17 protein-coding genes are annotated in these 17,527 nt (G+C 66.3%); 9 read left to right on the top strand and 8 right to left on the bottom strand.

Translation table 11 applies throughout. From position 1 onward, the window contains the following. The first annotated feature begins 2 nt into the window (after positions 1 to 2). From iolD to EDF19_RS02515, 6 genes are all read left to right on the top strand, one after another. Positions 3 to 1,910 (top strand): 3D-(3,5/4)-trihydroxycyclohexane-1,2-dione acylhydrolase (decyclizing), encoded by a 1,908-nt coding sequence (gene iolD / locus EDF19_RS02540; protein ID WP_221180620.1) that lies wholly within the window; start codon positions 3 to 5, stop codon positions 1,908 to 1,910. A 32-nt stretch (positions 1,911 to 1,942) separates the two neighbouring features. Continuing rightward, a complete protein-coding gene (locus tag EDF19_RS02535; RefSeq protein ID WP_123679350.1) occupies positions 1,943 to 2,896 on the top strand; it encodes a sugar phosphate isomerase/epimerase in 954 nt (317 codons plus the stop codon). A 43-nt stretch (positions 2,897 to 2,939) separates the two neighbouring features. Continuing rightward, on the top strand, positions 2,940 to 3,971 hold the full coding sequence (locus tag EDF19_RS02530; protein WP_123679349.1) for a Gfo/Idh/MocA family protein: 1,032 nt from the start codon (positions 2,940 to 2,942) through the stop codon (positions 3,969 to 3,971). A gap of 3 nt (positions 3,972 to 3,974) precedes the next feature. After that, positions 3,975 to 4,844: a sugar phosphate isomerase/epimerase family protein gene (locus EDF19_RS02525; RefSeq protein ID WP_123679348.1), complete on the top strand. Its 870-nt coding sequence runs from the start codon at positions 3,975 to 3,977 to the stop codon at positions 4,842 to 4,844. Further along, positions 4,841 to 5,965: a transaldolase family protein gene (locus tag EDF19_RS02520; protein ID WP_221180606.1), complete on the top strand. Its 1,125-nt coding sequence runs from the start codon at positions 4,841 to 4,843 to the stop codon at positions 5,963 to 5,965. Before EDF19_RS02525 ends, EDF19_RS02520 begins: the two co-directional genes overlap by 4 nt. Positions 5,966 to 6,098: 133 nt before the next feature. Further along, positions 6,099 to 6,506 carry a tautomerase family protein gene (locus tag EDF19_RS02515; RefSeq protein ID WP_123679347.1) on the top strand — a complete coding sequence of 136 codons (408 nt, stop codon included), beginning with the start codon at positions 6,099 to 6,101 and terminating at the stop codon, positions 6,504 to 6,506. Between the two features lie 215 nt (positions 6,507 to 6,721). Here the strand turns inward: EDF19_RS02515 and EDF19_RS02510 are convergent, their stop codons facing one another. From EDF19_RS02510 to EDF19_RS02495, 4 genes are all read right to left on the bottom strand, one after another. After that, positions 6,722 to 7,480 carry a GntR family transcriptional regulator gene (locus tag EDF19_RS02510; RefSeq protein WP_123679346.1) on the bottom strand — a complete coding sequence of 253 codons (759 nt, stop codon included), beginning with the start codon at positions 7,478 to 7,480 and terminating at the stop codon, positions 6,722 to 6,724. Positions 7,481 to 7,574: 94 nt separating this feature from the next. Next, the gene (locus EDF19_RS02505; protein ID WP_123679345.1) at positions 7,575 to 8,033 is read right to left on the bottom strand and encodes an SRPBCC family protein; all 459 of its coding nucleotides are present in this window, start codon (positions 8,031 to 8,033) and stop codon (positions 7,575 to 7,577) included. Between the two features lie 135 nt (positions 8,034 to 8,168). After that, a complete protein-coding gene (locus tag EDF19_RS02500) occupies positions 8,169 to 8,807 on the bottom strand; it encodes an exonuclease domain-containing protein (RefSeq protein WP_123679891.1) in 639 nt (212 codons plus the stop codon). Positions 8,808 to 8,894: 87 nt separating this feature from the next. Further along, complete coding sequence (locus EDF19_RS02495) at positions 8,895 to 9,359, bottom strand: hypothetical protein (RefSeq protein ID WP_123679344.1); 465 nt, start codon at positions 9,357 to 9,359, stop codon at positions 8,895 to 8,897. A gap of 134 nt (positions 9,360 to 9,493) precedes the next feature. On the opposite strand from EDF19_RS02495, the gene ychF reads away from it, so the two are divergent. Together ychF and EDF19_RS02485 are read left to right on the top strand one after the other, a co-directional pair. After that, positions 9,494 to 10,567: a redox-regulated ATPase YchF gene (gene ychF / locus EDF19_RS02490; RefSeq protein ID WP_123679343.1), complete on the top strand. Its 1,074-nt coding sequence runs from the start codon at positions 9,494 to 9,496 to the stop codon at positions 10,565 to 10,567. A gap of 267 nt (positions 10,568 to 10,834) precedes the next feature. Further along, positions 10,835 to 11,413 (top strand): hypothetical protein, encoded by a 579-nt coding sequence (locus EDF19_RS02485; protein WP_123679342.1) that lies wholly within the window; start codon positions 10,835 to 10,837, stop codon positions 11,411 to 11,413. A 124-nt stretch (positions 11,414 to 11,537) separates the two neighbouring features. Here EDF19_RS02485 and EDF19_RS02480 read toward each other — a convergent pair whose 3' ends face one another. The 4 genes from EDF19_RS02480 to EDF19_RS18770 all read right to left on the bottom strand — a co-directional run bounded on the left by EDF19_RS02480 (position 11,538) and on the right by EDF19_RS18770 (position 15,663). Further along, positions 11,538 to 11,789 carry a hypothetical protein gene (locus tag EDF19_RS02480; protein WP_123679341.1) on the bottom strand — a complete coding sequence of 84 codons (252 nt, stop codon included), beginning with the start codon at positions 11,787 to 11,789 and terminating at the stop codon, positions 11,538 to 11,540. A gap of 340 nt (positions 11,790 to 12,129) precedes the next feature. After that, positions 12,130 to 12,657, bottom strand: a complete 528-nt coding sequence (locus tag EDF19_RS02475) for a hypothetical protein (RefSeq protein ID WP_123679340.1) — start codon at positions 12,655 to 12,657, stop codon at positions 12,130 to 12,132. Positions 12,658 to 12,789: 132 nt separating this feature from the next. Then, positions 12,790 to 14,574 (bottom strand): FtsK/SpoIIIE domain-containing protein, encoded by a 1,785-nt coding sequence (locus tag EDF19_RS02470; protein ID WP_123679339.1) that lies wholly within the window; start codon positions 14,572 to 14,574, stop codon positions 12,790 to 12,792. Positions 14,575 to 14,580: 6 nt separating this feature from the next. Continuing rightward, positions 14,581 to 15,663, bottom strand: coding sequence for a hypothetical protein (locus EDF19_RS18770; protein ID WP_148071011.1), 1,083 nt, complete (start codon positions 15,661 to 15,663; stop codon positions 14,581 to 14,583). Between the two features lie 865 nt (positions 15,664 to 16,528). Here EDF19_RS18770 and EDF19_RS02460 point away from each other — a divergent pair. Then, complete coding sequence (locus EDF19_RS02460) at positions 16,529 to 17,290, top strand: hypothetical protein (RefSeq protein ID WP_123679337.1); 762 nt, start codon at positions 16,529 to 16,531, stop codon at positions 17,288 to 17,290. Positions 17,291 to 17,527 lie beyond the last annotated feature (237 nt).

Genomic DNA, 17,527 nt, shown 5'->3' with positions numbered 1-17,527 from the left:
AGATGACCGTCGGTCAGGCGCTCGTCGAGTTCCTGGCCAACCAGTGGACGGTCGACGGCGACGTCCGCGAACGCACCATCCCCGGGATCTTCGGCATCTTCGGGCACGGCAACGTCGCCGGCGTCGGGCAGGCGATCAAGCAGCTCCACGTCGAGCAGCCTGGTCTGCTGCCGTACCACCAGGCCCGCAACGAGCAGGCGATGGTGCACGAGGCCGTCGGCTTCGCCCGCATGCACCGTCGTCGTGCGACCTTCGCGGCGACGGCGTCGGTCGGCCCCGGTGCCGCGAACATGCTCACGGCTGCCGCGCTCGCGACGACGAACCGGCTGCCGGCGCTGCTGCTGCCGTCGGACACGTTCGCCACGCGCACCACCGACCCGGTGCTCCAGCAGATCGAGCTGCCGCACGACACCTCGCTGCAGGTGACCGATGCGTTCCGTCCGCTGTCGCGCTACTTCGACCGTGTCGAGCGCCCCGAGCAGCTGTTCTCGATCGCGCTCGCGGCGATGCGGGTGCTCACCGACCCGGCCGAGACCGGTGCCGTCACGATCGCCCTGCCGGAGGACGTGCAGGCCGAGGAGTTCGACGTGCCCGTCGCGTTCCTGCAGCCGCGCGAGTGGCACATCCGTCGACCGCTGCCCGAGCACGGGCCGCTGGCGCGTGCGGTCGCCGCGATCCGGGGCGCCCAGCGTCCGGTGATCGTCGCCGGTGGTGGCGTGCTGTACTCCGGCGCGGAGCGCGAGCTCGCTGCCTTCGTCGAGGCGACCGGCATCCCGGTCGGCACCTCGCAGGCCGGTGGCGGGTCGCTCGTCTGGGACCACCCGCAGTACCTCGGCGGCATCGGCGCGACCGGCACCGCCGCCGCGAACGCGATCGCCGAGCAGGCGGACGTCGTCATCGGCATCGGCACCCGGTACAGCGACTTCACGACGGCGTCGCGGACCGCGTTCCAGAACCCGGACGTGACGTTCGTGAACGTCAACGTCGCCGCGTTCGACGCGTACAAGCACGGTTCGCAGCTGCCGCTGATCGCGGACGCCCGGGAGGCACTGGTCGCGTTGACCGCGGCACTCACGTCCGCCGGTTCGTCCGCCGCAGAGCCCGCGTTCGTCGTCGACGCCGCCTACGCTGCGGAGATCGCATCGCTGAAGGCTGCGTGGGACGCAGCGGTCGACGGCGCGTTCGCCCCGTCCGGCAACGCCCTGCCGGGCCAGCCGGAGATCATCGGCGCCGTGCAGGAGGTCTCCGACCCCCGCGACGTCGTGATCCAGGCCGCAGGCTCCCTGCCCGGTGACCTGCACAAGCTCTGGCGCGTCCGGGACGCCCTCGGCTACCACGTCGAGTACGCGTTCTCGTGCATGGGCTACGAGATCGCCGGCGGCATCGGCGTCCGCCGCGGTGCCCCCGACCGCGACGCCATCGTGATGGTCGGTGACGGCAGCTACCTGATGCTGCACACCGAGCTCGTCACCGCCGTGGCCGAGGGCATCAAGATCATCGTCGTGCTCATCCAGAACCACGGGTACGCCTCGATCGGGCACCTGTCCGAGACCGTCGGGTCCGAGCGCTACGGCACGAAGTACCGGTACCTGGACGAGACCCAGTCGTTCGAGAACGGCGAGCCGCTGCCCGTCGACCTCGCCGCGAACGCCCGCTCGTACGGCGTCGACGTGATCGAGGTGCAGCCCGGCCCGGACAGCATCGAGGACCTGAAGGCCGCGGTGCGCCAGGCGAAGGCGAACGACCACACGACCCTCGTGCACATCAACTCCGACCCGCTGGTCTACGCCCCCGACGGGGACGGCTGGTGGGACGTGCCGGTCGCGCAGACCTCCACCCTGCCGAGCACGCAGGCCGCCCGGACCGCCTACGAGCAGCAGGTCGCCACGCAGCGCCCGCTGCTCGGCTGAACCCCACTGAGACAGAAAGCGACGACGACGTCATGACCGACACCGCCACACCCCTCGGCAGCCCGTCCACCGACGCGGCGGCCGCGTCGATCCGGATCGGCACCGCCCCCGACTCGTGGGGCGTCTGGTTCCCGGACGACCCGGGCCAGGTCCCGTGGAAGCGGTTCCTCGACGAGGCCAGCGCGGCCGGGTACGAGTGGATCGAACTCGGGCCGTACGGCTACCTGCCCACCGACCCGTCCCAGCTGTCCGACGAGCTCGAGTCCCGCGGGCTCAAGCTCTCCGCCGGCACCGTGTTCACCGGGTTCCACAAGGGCGAGGACCAGTTCCAGCGCGCGTGGGACCAGGCGGTCAAGGTGGCCGGGCTGGCAGCAGCGCTCGGCGCGGAGCACCTCGTCACGATCCCGGACCTGTGGCGTTCGGACGCGACGGAAGAGGTCCTCGAGGCCCGCACGCTGACCGACGAGCAGTGGGACCGGCTCGGCAAGGGCCACGACCAGCTCGGCAAGGCGCTGCTCGAGGAGTACGGCGTCCACCAGCAGTTCCACACCCACGCGGACAGCCACGTCGGCACCTACAAGGAGACCGTTCGGTTCCTCGAGGTGACGAACCCCGAGTACACGAACCTCTGCCTCGACACCGGGCACTTCGCGTACTACGGCGGCGACAACCTCAAGCTCATCGCCGCGCACCCGGAGCGCATCGGGTACCTGCACCTCAAGCAGGTCGACACCGACCTGCTCTTCGACGTGCTGAAGAACGACGTGCCGTTCGCCACCGCGGTGTCGCAGGGGATCATGACCGAGCCGCCGCACGGCACCCCGGAGCTCGCACCGATCATCGAGGCCGTCGCGCAGATCAACCCGGAGATCTTCGGCATCGTCGAGCAGGACATGTACGGCTGCTCGGTCGACGCCCCCGGCCCGATCGCCGAGCGCACGTTCCAGCACATCTTCGGCTCCACGTCCGCCGCCCGCGCATCCTGACGCCGCCCCGTCCACGCAGCGTCACCTACCCCAGGAGAACCACATGAGCAGCACTGACAACCTCCGCGTCGCCGTCGTCGGCGCGGGCGCCATGGGCAGCGACCACATCCGTCGGATCACGTCGACCATCGCCGGCGCGGACGTCGTCGCGATCGTCGACCCCGACACGGCACGGGCGACCGCAGCGGCGGCGAAGGCCCCGGGCGCGATCACCGCGGCCTCGTTCGAGGAAGCCCTCGACGCCACCCCGATCGACGCCGTCATCGTCGCGACGCCGGGCTTCCTGCACGAGCCCGTCCTCGTCCCGGCGCTCGAGCGCGGCCTGGCAGTCCTGTGCGAGAAGCCGCTCACGACGTCGGCCTCGGACTCGTTGCGGATCGTCGAGCTCGAACAGCAGCACGCCGACCGCCCGAAGATCCAGGTCGGCTTCATGCGCCGCTTCGACAAGGGCTACCAGGAGCTCAAGGCGCTGCGCGAGTCCGGGTCGAACGGCGCCCTGCTCGCGCTGCACCACGCGCACCGGAACCCGACGACGCCGCCGAACTTCAGCGAGTCGATGCTCATCCACGACTCCGTCATCCACGAGATCGACATCATCCCGTTCATCACGGGTGAACCGATCACGAGCGTCGAGGTGAAGAAGCCGCGCAAGAACTCCCACGCGCCGGCCGACCTGCCCGAGCCGCAGTTCGTCCTGTTCACCACCGAGTCCGGCACCATGGCGATCGTCGAGATCAACGTGAACGCCCAGTTCGGCTACCAGGTCACCACCGACGCGGTGTTCGAGTCCGGTGTCGCCTACATCGGCCGCGAGACCTCGCTCAACCTGGTCTCGCAGGGGGTGTCCGGCCAGGGCGTCACGCCGTCGTTCGTCGAGCGGTTCGGTGCCGCCTACGACGAAGAGGTCCAGCGCTGGGTCGACGCCGCCAAGAACGGCGGGATCGACGGCCCGAGCGCATGGGACGGCTACACGGCGTCCGTCGTCGCCGAGGTCGCCGTTCGGGCCCAGCAGTCCGGCGCGCTCGAGCAGATCACCTACGCCACCGCGAAGCCGGCGTTCTACGAGACGGCCTGATCGATGCCGAAGATCGCGCTCGACCCCACGCCGTTCCACCACGACCTGTCCCTGCTGGAGTTCCCGCAGAAGGTCGCCGACCTCGGCTACGAGTACCTGCAGCTCACCCCGCACAAGGACTTCATCCCCTTCTACCGGCACCCGAAGGCCGACGACGAACTGGTCGACGCCTTCGCTGCGGCGTGCACGGCGGCCGGCGTCCAGGTGGCGTCGGTGCTGCCCGTGCTGCGGTGGTCCGGCCCCGACGAGGACGCCCGTCAGGCTGCGGTCACGAAGTGGAAACGGGTCATCGAGATCACGAAGCGCCTCGGTGTGGACACCATCAACACGGAGTTCTCCGGCCGCCCCGAGCTGCCCGAGGAATCCGAGGACCAGTTCTACCGGTCGATGGAGGAACTGCTGCCGATCATCGAGGACTCAGGCATCCGGGTGCTCATCGATCCGCACCCCGACGACTTCGTCGAGGACGGCTTGGAGGCCCTGCGGGTCATCCGCGGCCTCAACTCGAAGAGCGTCGGTTTCGTCTACGTCGCCTGCCACACCTTCCACTACGGCGGGAACATGGACGAGATCATCGACGCCGCGGGCGACTCGCTCCAGCTGGTCCACGTGGCCGACGCGTACGACCACCGCCGTTCGCACGGCCTGCGCTACATCACCAATCCGCCCGGCAACCCGGTCCGTGTGCACCAGCACCTTCCGGTGGGCCAGGCGGACGTCGACTTCGACGCGTTCTGGGCGGCCCTCGACCGGGTCGGTTTCGCGGCCCGCGAGGACACCGTCGCGGTGTCGAGCGTCTTCGCCGAGGACGAGAACGCCGATGCGGTCTCGCGCTTCCAGCTCGACACGATCAAGAAGGGACTCACCCGATGACGACCCCCGTCCAGACGGCTTCCGAGAGCACGACGCCCACCGACGTCGACACCCGACCCGTCACCCTGCAGGCTGCGTCGCAGACCCCGACCGCGCTCTGGAACGACTCCGCCGACCCGCGTGAGCTGTCCACCGCGATCCACGAGTACGGCGCCGTCGGGGCGACGTGCAACCCGGTGATCGCGTACACGTGCATCCAGCAGGACCCGGAGACCTGGGTGCCGCGTATCCGCGAGATCGCCGCCGAGCACCCGACCGCGGGGGAGTCCTGGATCGGCTGGAAGGCCGTCGAGGAGCTCTCCGTCGCCGCCGCGGCGCAGCTGCTGCCGGCGTTCGAGGCATCCGGTGGCCGCAACGGCCGGCTGTCGATGCAGACCGACCCGCGCTTCCACCGGGACGCCGACGCCCTGGTCGAGCAGGCCGTCCGGTTCTCGCAGCTCGCGCCGAACATCATCGTGAAGATCCCCGCGACGAAGGTCGGCATCGCCGCGATCGAGGAGGCCGCCTACCGTGGGGTCTCGATCAACGCGACGGTCTCGTTCACGGTGCCGCAGGTCGTCGCCGTCGGTGCTGCCATCGAGCGCGCGCTCGACCGCCGCGCCGCCGACGGGCTGCCGGACCAGGAGTTCGGCCACGTCGTCACGCTGATGGCCGGCCGGTTCGACGACTGGCTGAAGACCGTCGTCAAGCGGGACCACGTCATGGTCGACCCCGGCATCCTCGAGTGGGCCGGCGTCGCTGCGGTGAAGAACGCCTACCGCGTCTTCCAGGAGCGCGGCTACCGCTCACGCGTGCTCGTCGCGGCCTTCCGCAATGCGCTGCAGTGGTCGGAGTTCCAGGGCGGCGACCTCGTCGTCTCACCGCCGTTCCAGTGGACGAAGGACATCAACGACAGCGCGTTCCCGTTCCGCCCGGACGCGATCCACGACGAGGTGCCAGCGAACGTCATCGACGCGCTCCGTGCCGCGACGCCCGAGTTCGCCCGCGGCTACGACGTCGACGGGATGACGATCGACGAGTTCGACCGCTTCGGTGCGACGGTGACGACGCTCCGACAGTTCCTCGACGCTGACGCGAAGCTCGATGCGTTGGTCCGGGACATCATCGTGCCGGCGGCGTGACGGGGGGTCTCGACGACCACCTGACGGACGGGAGGCGCGGTGCCAGCTGGCACCGCGCCTCCCGTCTGTTCTGTTACTGGTTCCCGATCCATGTTAGATTGTCAGGACAAAGTCCCAAACTGCAGGAGGAACCATGCCGCTCGTCCGAATCGACCTCGCCACCGGCCGCACGCCGGAGGCGGTGCGCGCCATCGCCGACGCGATCCACACCGCGATCGTCGACGTCTACGCCATCCCCGTGCGCGACCGGTTCCAGGTGATCACCGAGCACCCGGCGCAGCAGATCATCGCCGAGGACGCCGGACTCGGGTTCGAGCGCACCGAGGGCGTCATCGTCATCCAGGTGTTCACGCAGCGCGGGCGGACCGACGAGGCGAAGACCACGCTGTACGCGGCGATCCACGACGCGCTCGCGGCGATCGGTGTCGCGTCCGAGGACGTCTTCATCGGCTACGTCGAGAACGGCCCGCAGGACTGGTCGTTCGGGTTCGGTCGGGCGCAGTACGTCACGGGCGAGCTCGGGGTGCCCGCCCTCGCCTGAGGCGGGTCGTGTCGCTCGCCTGAGTCGGGTCGTGTCGCTCGCGTGAGTCGGGTGCCGGTCGAGGTGTCACGACACCCCGCTCAGTTTTGCCGGGTGGTCGCGAACTGTCGGCTGCCGGGCGTCCGAGCGACACTTCGTGATCACTCGGCGCACCGCCGACAGCGTGTTGTGACCCCTCGACAGTCAGCCGAGCCGACAGATCGTGACCCGTCGGCCTACTTGTCGACGAGGGTGACCTCGAACGAGTACCGGTCGGGACGGTAGCAGTGCACGCCGTACTCGACCGCACGGCCCGACGCGTCGTACGCGGTGCGGCTCATCGTGAGCACCGGGTCGCCGTCCTCGATCTCGAGCAGGCCGGCCTCTTCGTCGGTCACCGCACGGGCGCCGATGCGCTGCTTCGCCACCCGCATCGTCACGCCCCGGCCACGCAGGAGCTGGTACAGGCCGTGTGCCTGCAGGTCCTCGTCGGTGATCTCCAGGAACTCCGGCGGCAGGTAGTTCTCGAGGATCGCCATCGGGACGTCCTCGGCGAACCGGACACGACGGATGTGGGCCACGATCGTGCCGGGAGCGACACTCAGGGCAGCCGCGACGTCGTCGGGAGCCGGCACGTCGTTGCGCTCGAGGAGCTTCGTCGCCGGCGCCTGCGACCCCTGCGCCAGGTCGTCGTACAGGCTGGTCAGCTCGACCTTGCGGGTCACCGGGCCGTGCACCACCTGGGTGCCGATGCCGCGACGGCGGACGAGCAGGCCCTTGTCGACCAGGTCCTGGATCGCACGGCGGATCGTCGGACGGGACAGCCCGAGGCGCTCACCGAGCGCGATCTCGTTCTCGAGGCGTGCACCCGGGGGCATCGCGCCGGAGCGGATCGACTCCTCGATGCGCGAGGCCACCTGGAAGTAGAGGGGCATGGGACCCGACCGGTCCAGGTCCATGAACAGGTCGGACGGCAGCTGGCCATCGTTGGTCATCGCGGTCCTTCGGGAATTGCGGGTTCGGCATCGATGCCGAGGGAATGTCGTGACAATACCACCGGGTGCTCGGCTGCCCGGTGTGCCACTCCCGTCAGTGCTCGACGGTGGTCTTGAGCTTCGCGAGCCCCTTCTCGAAGTCCCGGCCGAGGAACTTGTCCATGTTGATGAACACGCCCATCACTCGGGACATGAGGTTCTGCGGGCTCGTCATCGACCACACCACCCGGGTTCCACCTGGCACCTCGGCGAGCTGGAACACGACCGTGCTCGAGGACGTGAACGGCGCGGTGAACTGCAGGTCGACGCCGACCTCGAGCGGCGCGACCCGGGTGACCTCCATGCTGCCGGCGCCGGCCTTGCGGTTGCCCTTCCAGGCGTAGGTCGAGCCGACCGTTCCGGGCTCGCCGTTGTACTGCCGCTGGAGCGCGGGGTCCTGGCCCTCCCACGGCGACCACTCGACCCATCGGTGGAGGTCCGCCAAGTAGGGCGTGATGTCGGTCGGGCGAGCCGTGATGACGGTCTCGCGCTCGATGATGGTGGGCGCAGCCATGTGCTGACAGTAGTGCTGCGGAGCGCGTGGGGCACCCGTCCCGAGCCGGTCGGCTCCGACGAGCCGGGCCGTTCTGCCGAGTCGTGCCGCTCGGCCGACTCGTGCCGCTCGGCCGACTCGGTCCGTTCTGCCGAGTCAGTCGGCGAAGACCATCGGGCGGTTCGACAGCCGGGGCTGGGGCGACGAGGTCTTCGGCTTCTCGGCACGAGCCTGCACCGGGGCGATCGTCACCCGTGTGGCGGCACCGAGTGCCTCGACCGTCTCGACGCCGTGCCGACCGGCCGCGTGCACGACGATCGCGGCGCAGGCCTCGGCGTCGGCGGCGGCGTCGTGGTGCTGGAAGCCCTCGAACCCGGCGGCCATCGCGGCGACCGGCAGGCGGTACGAGTCGAGCGTGTAGGTCTTGCGGGCGACGGCGAGCGAGCACATCGAGTGGTGCTCGGCCAGGTCGATGCCGGTCGCGGAGCAGCCGCCGGCGATCACGCCCATGTCGAACCGGGCGTTGTGCGCGACGAGCACGTCACCCTCGGCGAACTCGACCAGATCCGGGTACTGCAGCTCCCACGACTTGGCATGCACGACGTCCTCGGCGACGATCCCGTGGATCCGGGTGTTCCACTCGAGGAACGCGTCGTGGCCGAGCGGCGGGCGGATGAACCACGACGCCCGATCGACGACCTTCCCCGCGCGGACCTTGACGAGCCCGACGGAGCACGCACTGGCGGGCGAGCTGTTCGCGGTCTCGAAGTCGATCGCGGTGAAGTTCAACGGCACGGTTCCGATCGTCGCACGGGGCGCCGACATCGCCGCCGAGCCGGGTCGGCGTTGCGGCGTCGTGGCCTCGCGCTTGCGGCAGGTCGGTCAGCGCCGTCGACTGGACCGGGAGCCGCTCCGTCGCCGCCGAGCGGTCGCGCGCCACGTGGCCGTCCGCCGTGCCCGTTCGCGCTTCCGGTACGGGTCCAGCAGCGTGCCCACCATCTCGAATGCCACGGCGGCACCGTCGAGACGCCAGCGGGGCGGCAGTCCCTGCACGTGTGCGGTGAGTCCATCGGCCAGGTCCTCGGTCACGATCGGGAAGGCGGCGTCGCGGGGAAGCGGGATGCCGCGGAACCGGTCCTCCTCGGTGTAGTCGATCGCGTCGTCTTCGGGGTCGTACTCGACGAGGACGTCCGCCTCGAGCTCGGCCATCGCGTCGTGCAGCCGTTCGAGTTCAGCGGGGGAGACGCTCTCGAGCGCGGCGAGCGTCTCCGGGGCGAACCGCTGCTTCAGCCCCGGCGCCCCCATGCCCACCGAGTGCACTCCTCGCTGGTCGCGTTCGAACCACATCGACGTCCTCCTGTCCCGTCGCCCGGTCCGGACGACGGGGACCACGCTGCCACGACCGGGCACGCCCGGTTCAGGCGGACGGACTGGAGGCACGGGTCGGCTCCGGCGGGCCGCCGCCGGTAGGCTCTTCTTCCGTGGCTCTCACCATCGGAATCGTCGGTCTCCCGAACGTCGGCAAGTCGACCCTGTTCAACGCCCTGACCAAGAACCAGGTCCTCGCCGCGAACTACCCGTTCGCGACGATCGAGCCGAACGTCGGCGTGGTGAACCTGCCCGACTCGCGGCTCGACCAGCTCGCCGGGCTCTTCCACTCCGAGAAGACCGTGCCTGCGCCGGTGTCGTTCGTCGACATCGCCGGCATCGTCAAGGGTGCGAGCGAGGGCGAGGGGCTCGGCAACAAGTTCCTCGCGAACATCCGCGAAGCCGACGCGATCGCGCAGGTCGTCCGTGGGTTCACCGACGACGACGTCGTGCACGTGGCGAACAAGGTCTCCCCGAAGGACGACCTCGAGGTCATCAACACCGAGCTGATCCTCGCCGACATGGAGACCATCGACAAGGCGCTCCCGCGGTACGAGAAGACCGTGAAGCTCAAGCAGGCCGAGCCGATCGTGCTCGAGACCGCTCGCGAGGCCCGTGCCGCGCTCGAGCAGGGCACGCTGCTGTCCGCCACCTCGATCGACCTGTCGCCGATCGCGGAGCTCGGGCTGCTCAGCGCCAAGCCGTTCATCTTCGTCTTCAACGTCGACGAGGCGATCCTGACCGACGACACCCGCAAGGCCGAACTGGCCGCGCTGGTCGCCCCGGCCCAGGCCGTGTTCCTCGACGCCCAGGTCGAGTCCGAGCTCATCGACCTCGACCCGGCGGACGCCGCCGAACTGCTCGAGTCGACCGGTCAGACCGAGTCCGGCCTCGACCAGCTCGCCCGCATCGGGTTCGACACCCTCGGACTGCAGACCTACCTGACGGCCGGTCCGAAGGAAGCCCGTGCGTGGACGATCGGCAAGGGGTGGAAGGCGCCCCAGGCTGCCGGCGTCATCCACACCGACTTCGAGAAGGGGTTCATCAAGGCCGAGGTCATCTCGTTCGACGACCTGATCGAGACCGGCTCCATCGCCGAGGCCCGCGCCGCCGGCAAGGCTCGCATCGAGGGCAAGGACTACGTCATGCAGGACGGCGACGTGGTGGAGTTTCGATTCAATAACTAGATCATTGAATCTACGCGGTTTTTGCCCCGTTTCGTGACACAGAATCGCGTGTCAAATCGCAGTCTGTGTCATGTTTGTGTCAAGTCCGACGCTGGCGACATCTGATCCTCGGAGCGCCAGCCTGCGATCTCAGGCGATTCTTCCATCGAGCCGTGTCGATGTGTGTTTGGCCCCCGAAAAGGCCGCAGACGGGCAGCTCTGCGCGCTGTGATGGTTCCTCGGCTCCCGATAGCCTGTGAGGGTTCAAATCACAGCAAGGGGGAGCCAATGGCCCAGCAAATCGAAGACACCCGCTACATCGTCATCGAGTACGACAGGATCAGCAAGGAGCCGAAGCCGGCGAAGCTGGTCTCAAGTCTGAAGCCGTACCACAAGCGCTACGCGCCGTTCGCCTCGGACGAGGAGTTCGCCGCCGACTGCGAGAGTGGCATCACGAAGCGGTTCGGCCTGGTGGTGCGTGTCGCCTCGGAAGAGGATGTCGAGAAGCACGGCGGCGATGTGGAGATCCACAAGCTGGCCGACGCCTACGGCACGGCGGACGAGCGTGCGAAGCAGGAGAAGCTCGCTGCCGCTCGCAAGATCGTGCCGCACTTCATGGACAAGGTGAAGAACGAGACGGACCTCGTCAATCTCCTCGTGACCTACAGCATCAGCACCACGCAGCTCATGGCCATGGCGAAAGATGTCCGTGAGGAGGGCATCGTTCCCAGCGATGACTTCGTGAAGATCTACTGTGACCTCGTTTCCACGCGCACCAAGAAGACAGCGAAGTTCCGTCCGTCTGGTGAGGTCCGCAAGATCTGGAACGCGGCCCGCAAGCCAGCGAATGCGAGCAGCGCCCGCTAATCGAAGTCTGCCTCTACGGCGCACAGCAAGAAGCCCCCGGGAATCAGGACCGGGGGCTTCTTGCGTTCTACGAAGCAACGCCCCCGGGTTCGGGTCCCAGGGGCGTTGCGGTTCGTGGGGAGGGCTAGTTGCCCTCCTTCTTCAGGGTGTCGATGCGCTGTGCCAGCTCGTCCAGCACCTTGAGGGCCGCGTCACGCTTGGCGATGGCCTCCTCCTTCGAGGCGGCGTAGAAGGGGCGCGTCCGACCGGCGTCGTCCACCAGGCCGCCGACCTCGTGCTTGAGGCGAGCGAAGGTGCGGGTCACGCTGGAGCGGTCGAAGCTCTCGGCCTTGGGAGCGGGGGTCTGGGTGTTCGCGGTGTTCGCGGTGTTCGCCATGGTGATTCCCTTTCGAGCGGTTTGGAAGTGGTGTTGGTGGCAATCATGAATGGACTCCTAGACCTGTCAACCGCTGCGGCGTGTCCATGGCTCGGATACCGCTTTTCCTGACCGTCCTCCTGGAGCTGAAACTGCCTTCTGAGCGCGCAGGCTACAGCCCCGATGTGATCGTCCCTCTGCGCTGCCCTTCTGCGCTCTACGGGCAACCTCCGGCGAGTGGGCGTGCTTTCGAATGACGACGCACGAGGTCGCCATTCCTGCAGAAGGTTGACCATCTGCGAGCACGAAGAAGGGCGGCGATCCAGCCGAAGCCGAATCGCCGCCCTGATGGTCACTCAGTTCATGCGTCCTCTGGCTCGTCCTCCCAGACGCTGTGGAAGTCTGCGCTGAACTTAGCCTTGAGCACTTCGTTCTCCAGGGGCTTGGTGAAGCCGAGGACATACACGCCGAGCGCTCTGCCCTGAATGAGGATCTGCCTGACCTGGCTACTCACGAGTGGGTCGCTGGTGATCGTGGTGTAGTCATCGATCAGGACGAAGATGGGCCGGAAAAGGGAATCCGGCCACTTCGAGAAGTTTCGAATGTTGGGCTGACCAGTGATCCGGGCGAGCATACTGCCGATGACGGCGGCGAGAGCACGGCCCGCATCGTTCGACTGGTCCTCGAAGATGTCGGCAAAGCCGTGCTGCTCGACGAGGGCCTGATCGAGACCGATTCCCACGATCTGCGTCTTGCCCTCGCGGACTGATGGGGCCATCAGTTCGAGTACATCCAGAAGCGAGGCGTTCCCGCTATCCGTGATGAGGGTGTGACTGTCGGCTCCTGCGCCGTAGTTCAGGTGGTCAGCAAGTGAGTTGAAGTTTGGCATTGGGTACCTCCTCGTTGTGCTCCTTCGTGGAGCGATGGTGAGAACCGATCGGTTCGGAGTCCAATATCAAAACGGCAACGCAAAGGGCCACGATCCAGCTGGATCGTGGCCCTTCGGTCGTTCTTTGTTCCGTCAAAGCGTGCGCTTCGTACTCGCGGTCTTCTGATACTCCTGGAGTGCCAGGGTGAACTCGTCGTTTCGCTGAGCGGGAGCCTCGTGGACCTCGAAGCCGCCGTCGTCGTCGGGATCGTCGTCGGCGTTGGGGTCACCGTTAGCTCCACCCTCGGCTAGCTCGTCGGCGGTGGGGCCGAGTCCGTAGTCGTTGGGATCGAACACCGGAGTCTTCTCGTTGAACACCCCGAGGTCGGCTCCTGGCTCCATGAACTCCCGGGCTAGGGCGATGATGTCCTTGTCGCTGAGGTAGCCGAAGCGAACCCGGACAACGCCGGAGGCTGTCGAGACATAGCCGATACCGGCCGTCTTGTAGCCGTTGGCCTTGTTGCTCGGTCCGATCTTGGTCTTCGGGTCGAACCCCAGGTCGAGGGCGTCCTCTCCCAGGAACTCCTTGGTCCAGTAGTCGCTTGCCTTGTGCTTGAGCACGATGGCGTTAGGCACATTGTCTCGGACATCTCCGAAGACTTCCTTGGTTGCGACCTGAGTTGCCAGGATCACATACACGCCGAAGCTTCGACCGGTGGCGAGGATCTGGTCCAGCGTGGCTAGCGGCGCTGCGCCCTCCTTGCCGAGCTTCTTGAGTCCCTTGACCAGGGTCAGGTACTCATCGATGAAGAGCACGATCCAGGGTGTTTTCTTCGTGGCGGGGAAGTCTCGGCCCAGGTCCTCGTGGCCCTCGCGGAAGTCTGGGTCGATGGTGTTTCCCCGTGCTGCCACGATGGCGGCGATCTGGTTGATGGTCGTCACATGCTGGCGAATGTTCTCCTCAGCCAGGCCGATGGAGATGCGCTCGAACATGCGAACGCCCTTCTTCGCGTAGGCTCCCAGTTCCGGGCCCTTGGGATCGATGCCGTAGAGCTTGACCCGGCCCTCGTGGACGAATGGAGCGAGCTGCCGGATCGCGCCCTGGATCGGTCCACCCTTTCCTGCGCCGGTCATGCCGTAGATCAGCGTGTGGTGCAGATCGAGGCACCAGGGCTTCCCGTTCTCCATGACGGCGAGGGGAAGCGAGTAGGGCGAGAGAGCTGGGTGCTCCTCGAAGAACTCCACGCCGAACATCCGCTCCACCAGGATGTCCTCGGGCATCGATAGATGAACCAGGAAGTTCACCCGGTCGTACTCCTCGCTTGAGTAGGGTTCGATGCTCTGTGCCTTGAAGGCTGAGCGCACATCCTCCTCCAGCGCCTCCACGAGATTGCGGCGGTGGTTGTTGAGTCCGATGGCGACCATGAAGTGCTTGCTCTGGTCGCCGCCGATGAACACATCCTCGGGCAGGGGCCTGACCACTGCCCACTTGGCTGCCCGGGCGATCTGTGCTCGGGTCCGGAGATGCTTTCCGGTCTTGCCCTTGGTAAGGTCCCGGTTCTCGTCGTGGATGACCTTGACCGCCTTCGGGTATGGCGACCTCCATGCCTCTCCGGGATAGAAGCCTTTCTCCTTGCGCTCCTCGGAGAAGTGCTTAACGGGTGCCGCGAACTCGACGACCGTGCGGCTCTTGAGTAGTTCCCCCTGCATCTTGAAGAGGTGGGCCGGCTGAAGCCGCAGCCAGCTCTTCGGACGGAGGAAGCGCCTCGTTCCGCCGTAGCGCTTTCCATTGCGCTTCCACCGCTCGCCGTAGATCAGCACGAGCCTGACGACGGCCCAGCCTCCGAGCCAGAGCGCGAGCACCACCCCAGCGATGAGCGGCAGGTGGTCGATGAGTGAATCGAGTAGTGGCTGGATTCCTTCGGTTAGTCCTTTCATTTTGGATCAGTTCTCCTGGATCGTGATGCGCTTTTCGAAGCGCACCGGGGTGTTGTCGCGGTGGGTGAGAGGTAAGACGACAAGTCGTCCTGACTCGAAGAGTCCGGTCTTTGCCTTCCTGTCCACCTTGCGGAGGATGGTCTCGACGCGGTTGCCGATGGTGAAGTAGACGACGCGGGAGTAGACGAATCCCCGCTCGATTTCCTTGTCGTAGGTCCGAAGGATTTGCTCGTAGGCTTCCCAGCTCTTGGGGTTCAGCTCGACCTCAACGAGGAGGTTCTTCGCTGCTGGGCTGTTCCGATCGCCGTCGAGGATCACCGCGAGGTCGGGCTGATGAACGAGCTTGGTGACCATCTTCTCTTCCTCCTTCTCACCGAGCGTGAGTAGTGCTGGTAGTGCCGCGGTGATGTCGGGCCACTCGATTCGACCCTTGCTGACTGCTTCGATGGATGCCGCCATGGCACCGCTTCGCCACGCTCCGAAGTCTCCTGACTCGCCTCGCTCCTTCCGCTCCTTGAGCATCACTGCCACTTTCTCGTACGCAATCCGCATCTCGTGCTCGCTGATGACGCCATCGATTCCGACTGGTTCGATGCCGAGACTGTCTCGGAAAAAGCCTGCTGGAGATGCGAACTGGGCCGCTACATGGGCGATCAGTTGGTAGTGGCTGGCCCGTCTCTGGCTCGTTCCGTTGAGGGTTGCGGAACCGGGAACGGTGTGGCCGAAGGACTCAGCTGAGATCCTTCCGCTCTTGGTGAGCGAATAGACCGACCGCTTCGTGTCCGGGTTCGCTGCCCGTCCGATCACTCCGAGGGATCGGAGTTTGGTCAGGAGCTTGTCTGTTCCCTTGATCGTGGGCAGTGTGCCGGGTGCGTCCTGGCGATCGAGAATGATTGAGCACGCCTCCACATCTGCGCCGGGGAACTTACCGATGAAGTGCAAACGCTGCGCGTTACCCTCCGTGATTCGGGGTCCGATGTACAGTTCAGAGCTGCGCTTCTGCGGTTCCTCAGCGTTGGATTCGACGGGCTGCGGAAGCTTCTTCTCCTGCTGCTCGGTTTCTGCTACTGCTGAAATGGGAAGTCCCATGGTGTTTTCTCCTCTTCGGTTTGGACGCGGCCGTCTGGGTGGTGCAGCCGCAGGAGGAGATATCGCAGTGAGGGGGAAATGGTGGGGGAAATGGTTGGTGGAGTGGTTGGGGAAATGGGTGGGAGTGCTGACCTCCACCACCCGAACGCACAGCCCGTCGCGCCTGTAGCGTGTCGGAGCTCCCAAACATGTTTAGTTCTCCATCTACTAACTAAACACTTCTCCTTCTACCACTATTGGATTCGCCCGCAGGCCCGGTCGGTGAGGCTGTTAGCAGGAGTCCATCAAGGTGTCGGCAGTCCATCGGCAGGCCTCTGTCAGCACTCACCTGTTGGTCTCCTACTACCACCACCACCCAGTTCCGCTCCCGCTCACCCAGTTCCGCTCCCCGGTTCCGCTGCCCGCCGCTCGGCCTCGGCTGCTCGGTCCGCCCTCGAGGGTGGTGTGACATCACGGCTCAGGCGGTCAAGCTCTTGTGTGACACCACGGCTCAGCCGTTCTCGCGCGGTGGTGTGACATCACAGCTCGGCTCTGAGGCCGGCACGGGTGTGTGACACCACAGCACGGCTCTAGGGCCGGCATCGATGTGCGACACCACGGCTGGGCGGGTGAGGTGGTCGTGGGTGACACCGCCACCTGAGACCTCTGGACGCTGTGACGGGTGTGTGACACCACTGCTCCGATATGGTCTCTGTCGCATCGGGTGTTCGAAGGTGGATGCGGCAACCTCCTTGGTATCGATGAAAAGCCGGGGCGCGAGTTTCTTCTCTTTCTCTCGCGCTCCGGCTTCTTCTGTTTCCGGGTCGGCTCGGTTCCGTCATCGTTTTGATATGGGCTGTCGTCACTACAACAAGGAGACGAACCTATGTTCAAGAAGAACACCACCAACCCGAACCCCGCACCGAAGAACACCGATGACCGTGACCGCTGGATCAAGCTCGGCATCATCGGGGCTGCCATCGCTCTTGTGGTGGCCAGCATCCCGCTGCTTAACAGTACGAGTACCGATGCCTTGACCAACGATGGCAAGTTCTGCATCCAGGCGGTCAGCGATGCGGGGAAGTTCAAGGGTCAGGCTGGTTGGAAGGACTGCGGGGCTGGCTCAGATCCAGTGATCGAGCCGACGATGCCGGAAGTTTGCGAGACCAGCGACGAGACGGTCGGTCGGGTCGCCACCGCACAGGTCCAGGTGGCCCGTCTCAATGACTCCCGTGATGCGTTCAAGCAGACCCTCGATCAGACCATGACCGGCCTCGCATCCAGCACTGGACAGTCGATCAAGGTCGGAACCAGCAAGCTCAACTCACTCACCTTCTCGCTCGATGACGAGGCAGCTGCTGACGCGGTCTGCGATGGCTTGAGTCCCTTGAAGGCGATGCGGGTTCAGCTCGACTATTCGGCCGAGCTAACAGCGACCCTGCTGGGAACGCGTATGTCGGTGGCGGACTACAGGGCGACCAGCGACAGAGCCTTCGAGGCGTATACGGTCAAGGCGGCGGCGTCATTCAAGGGCTACGACCTCGGAAGCCAGCAGGCCGTGCTCACAGGTATGGTGACCAGCTCGGTTCAGCCAATGAGTGAGGCGATCACCGGAAAGGTTGCGGCTCTGGTTGGTGGTGTCAACTGACCGTATGCCGAAAGGGAAGCCCCGGAGCACACCGCTCCGGGGCTTCCTTCGTGTGGACTCACCATCCGCTGACCCTAGGAGCTGTTCTCAGGCGCTTTCCGTGTCGGATGCGATGACGATGCGCCTCAATGGTCCCGATGTCGGGAGCGGGCAGCTAGCGATTCCCGTCCTCCTTGGTGTGCGACACCACGGCTCGGTGCTCCACCGCTCCCTAGTATTACCTTTAGCCAACTTGTG

It is taken from the genome of Curtobacterium sp. PhB115 (assembly GCF_003752025.1).
Classification (GTDB): Bacteria; Actinomycetota; Actinomycetes; order Actinomycetales; family Microbacteriaceae; genus Curtobacterium.
The sequence above is the reverse complement of the archived record's forward strand: the minus strand, read 5'-3'. Positions and strand labels throughout refer to the sequence as shown.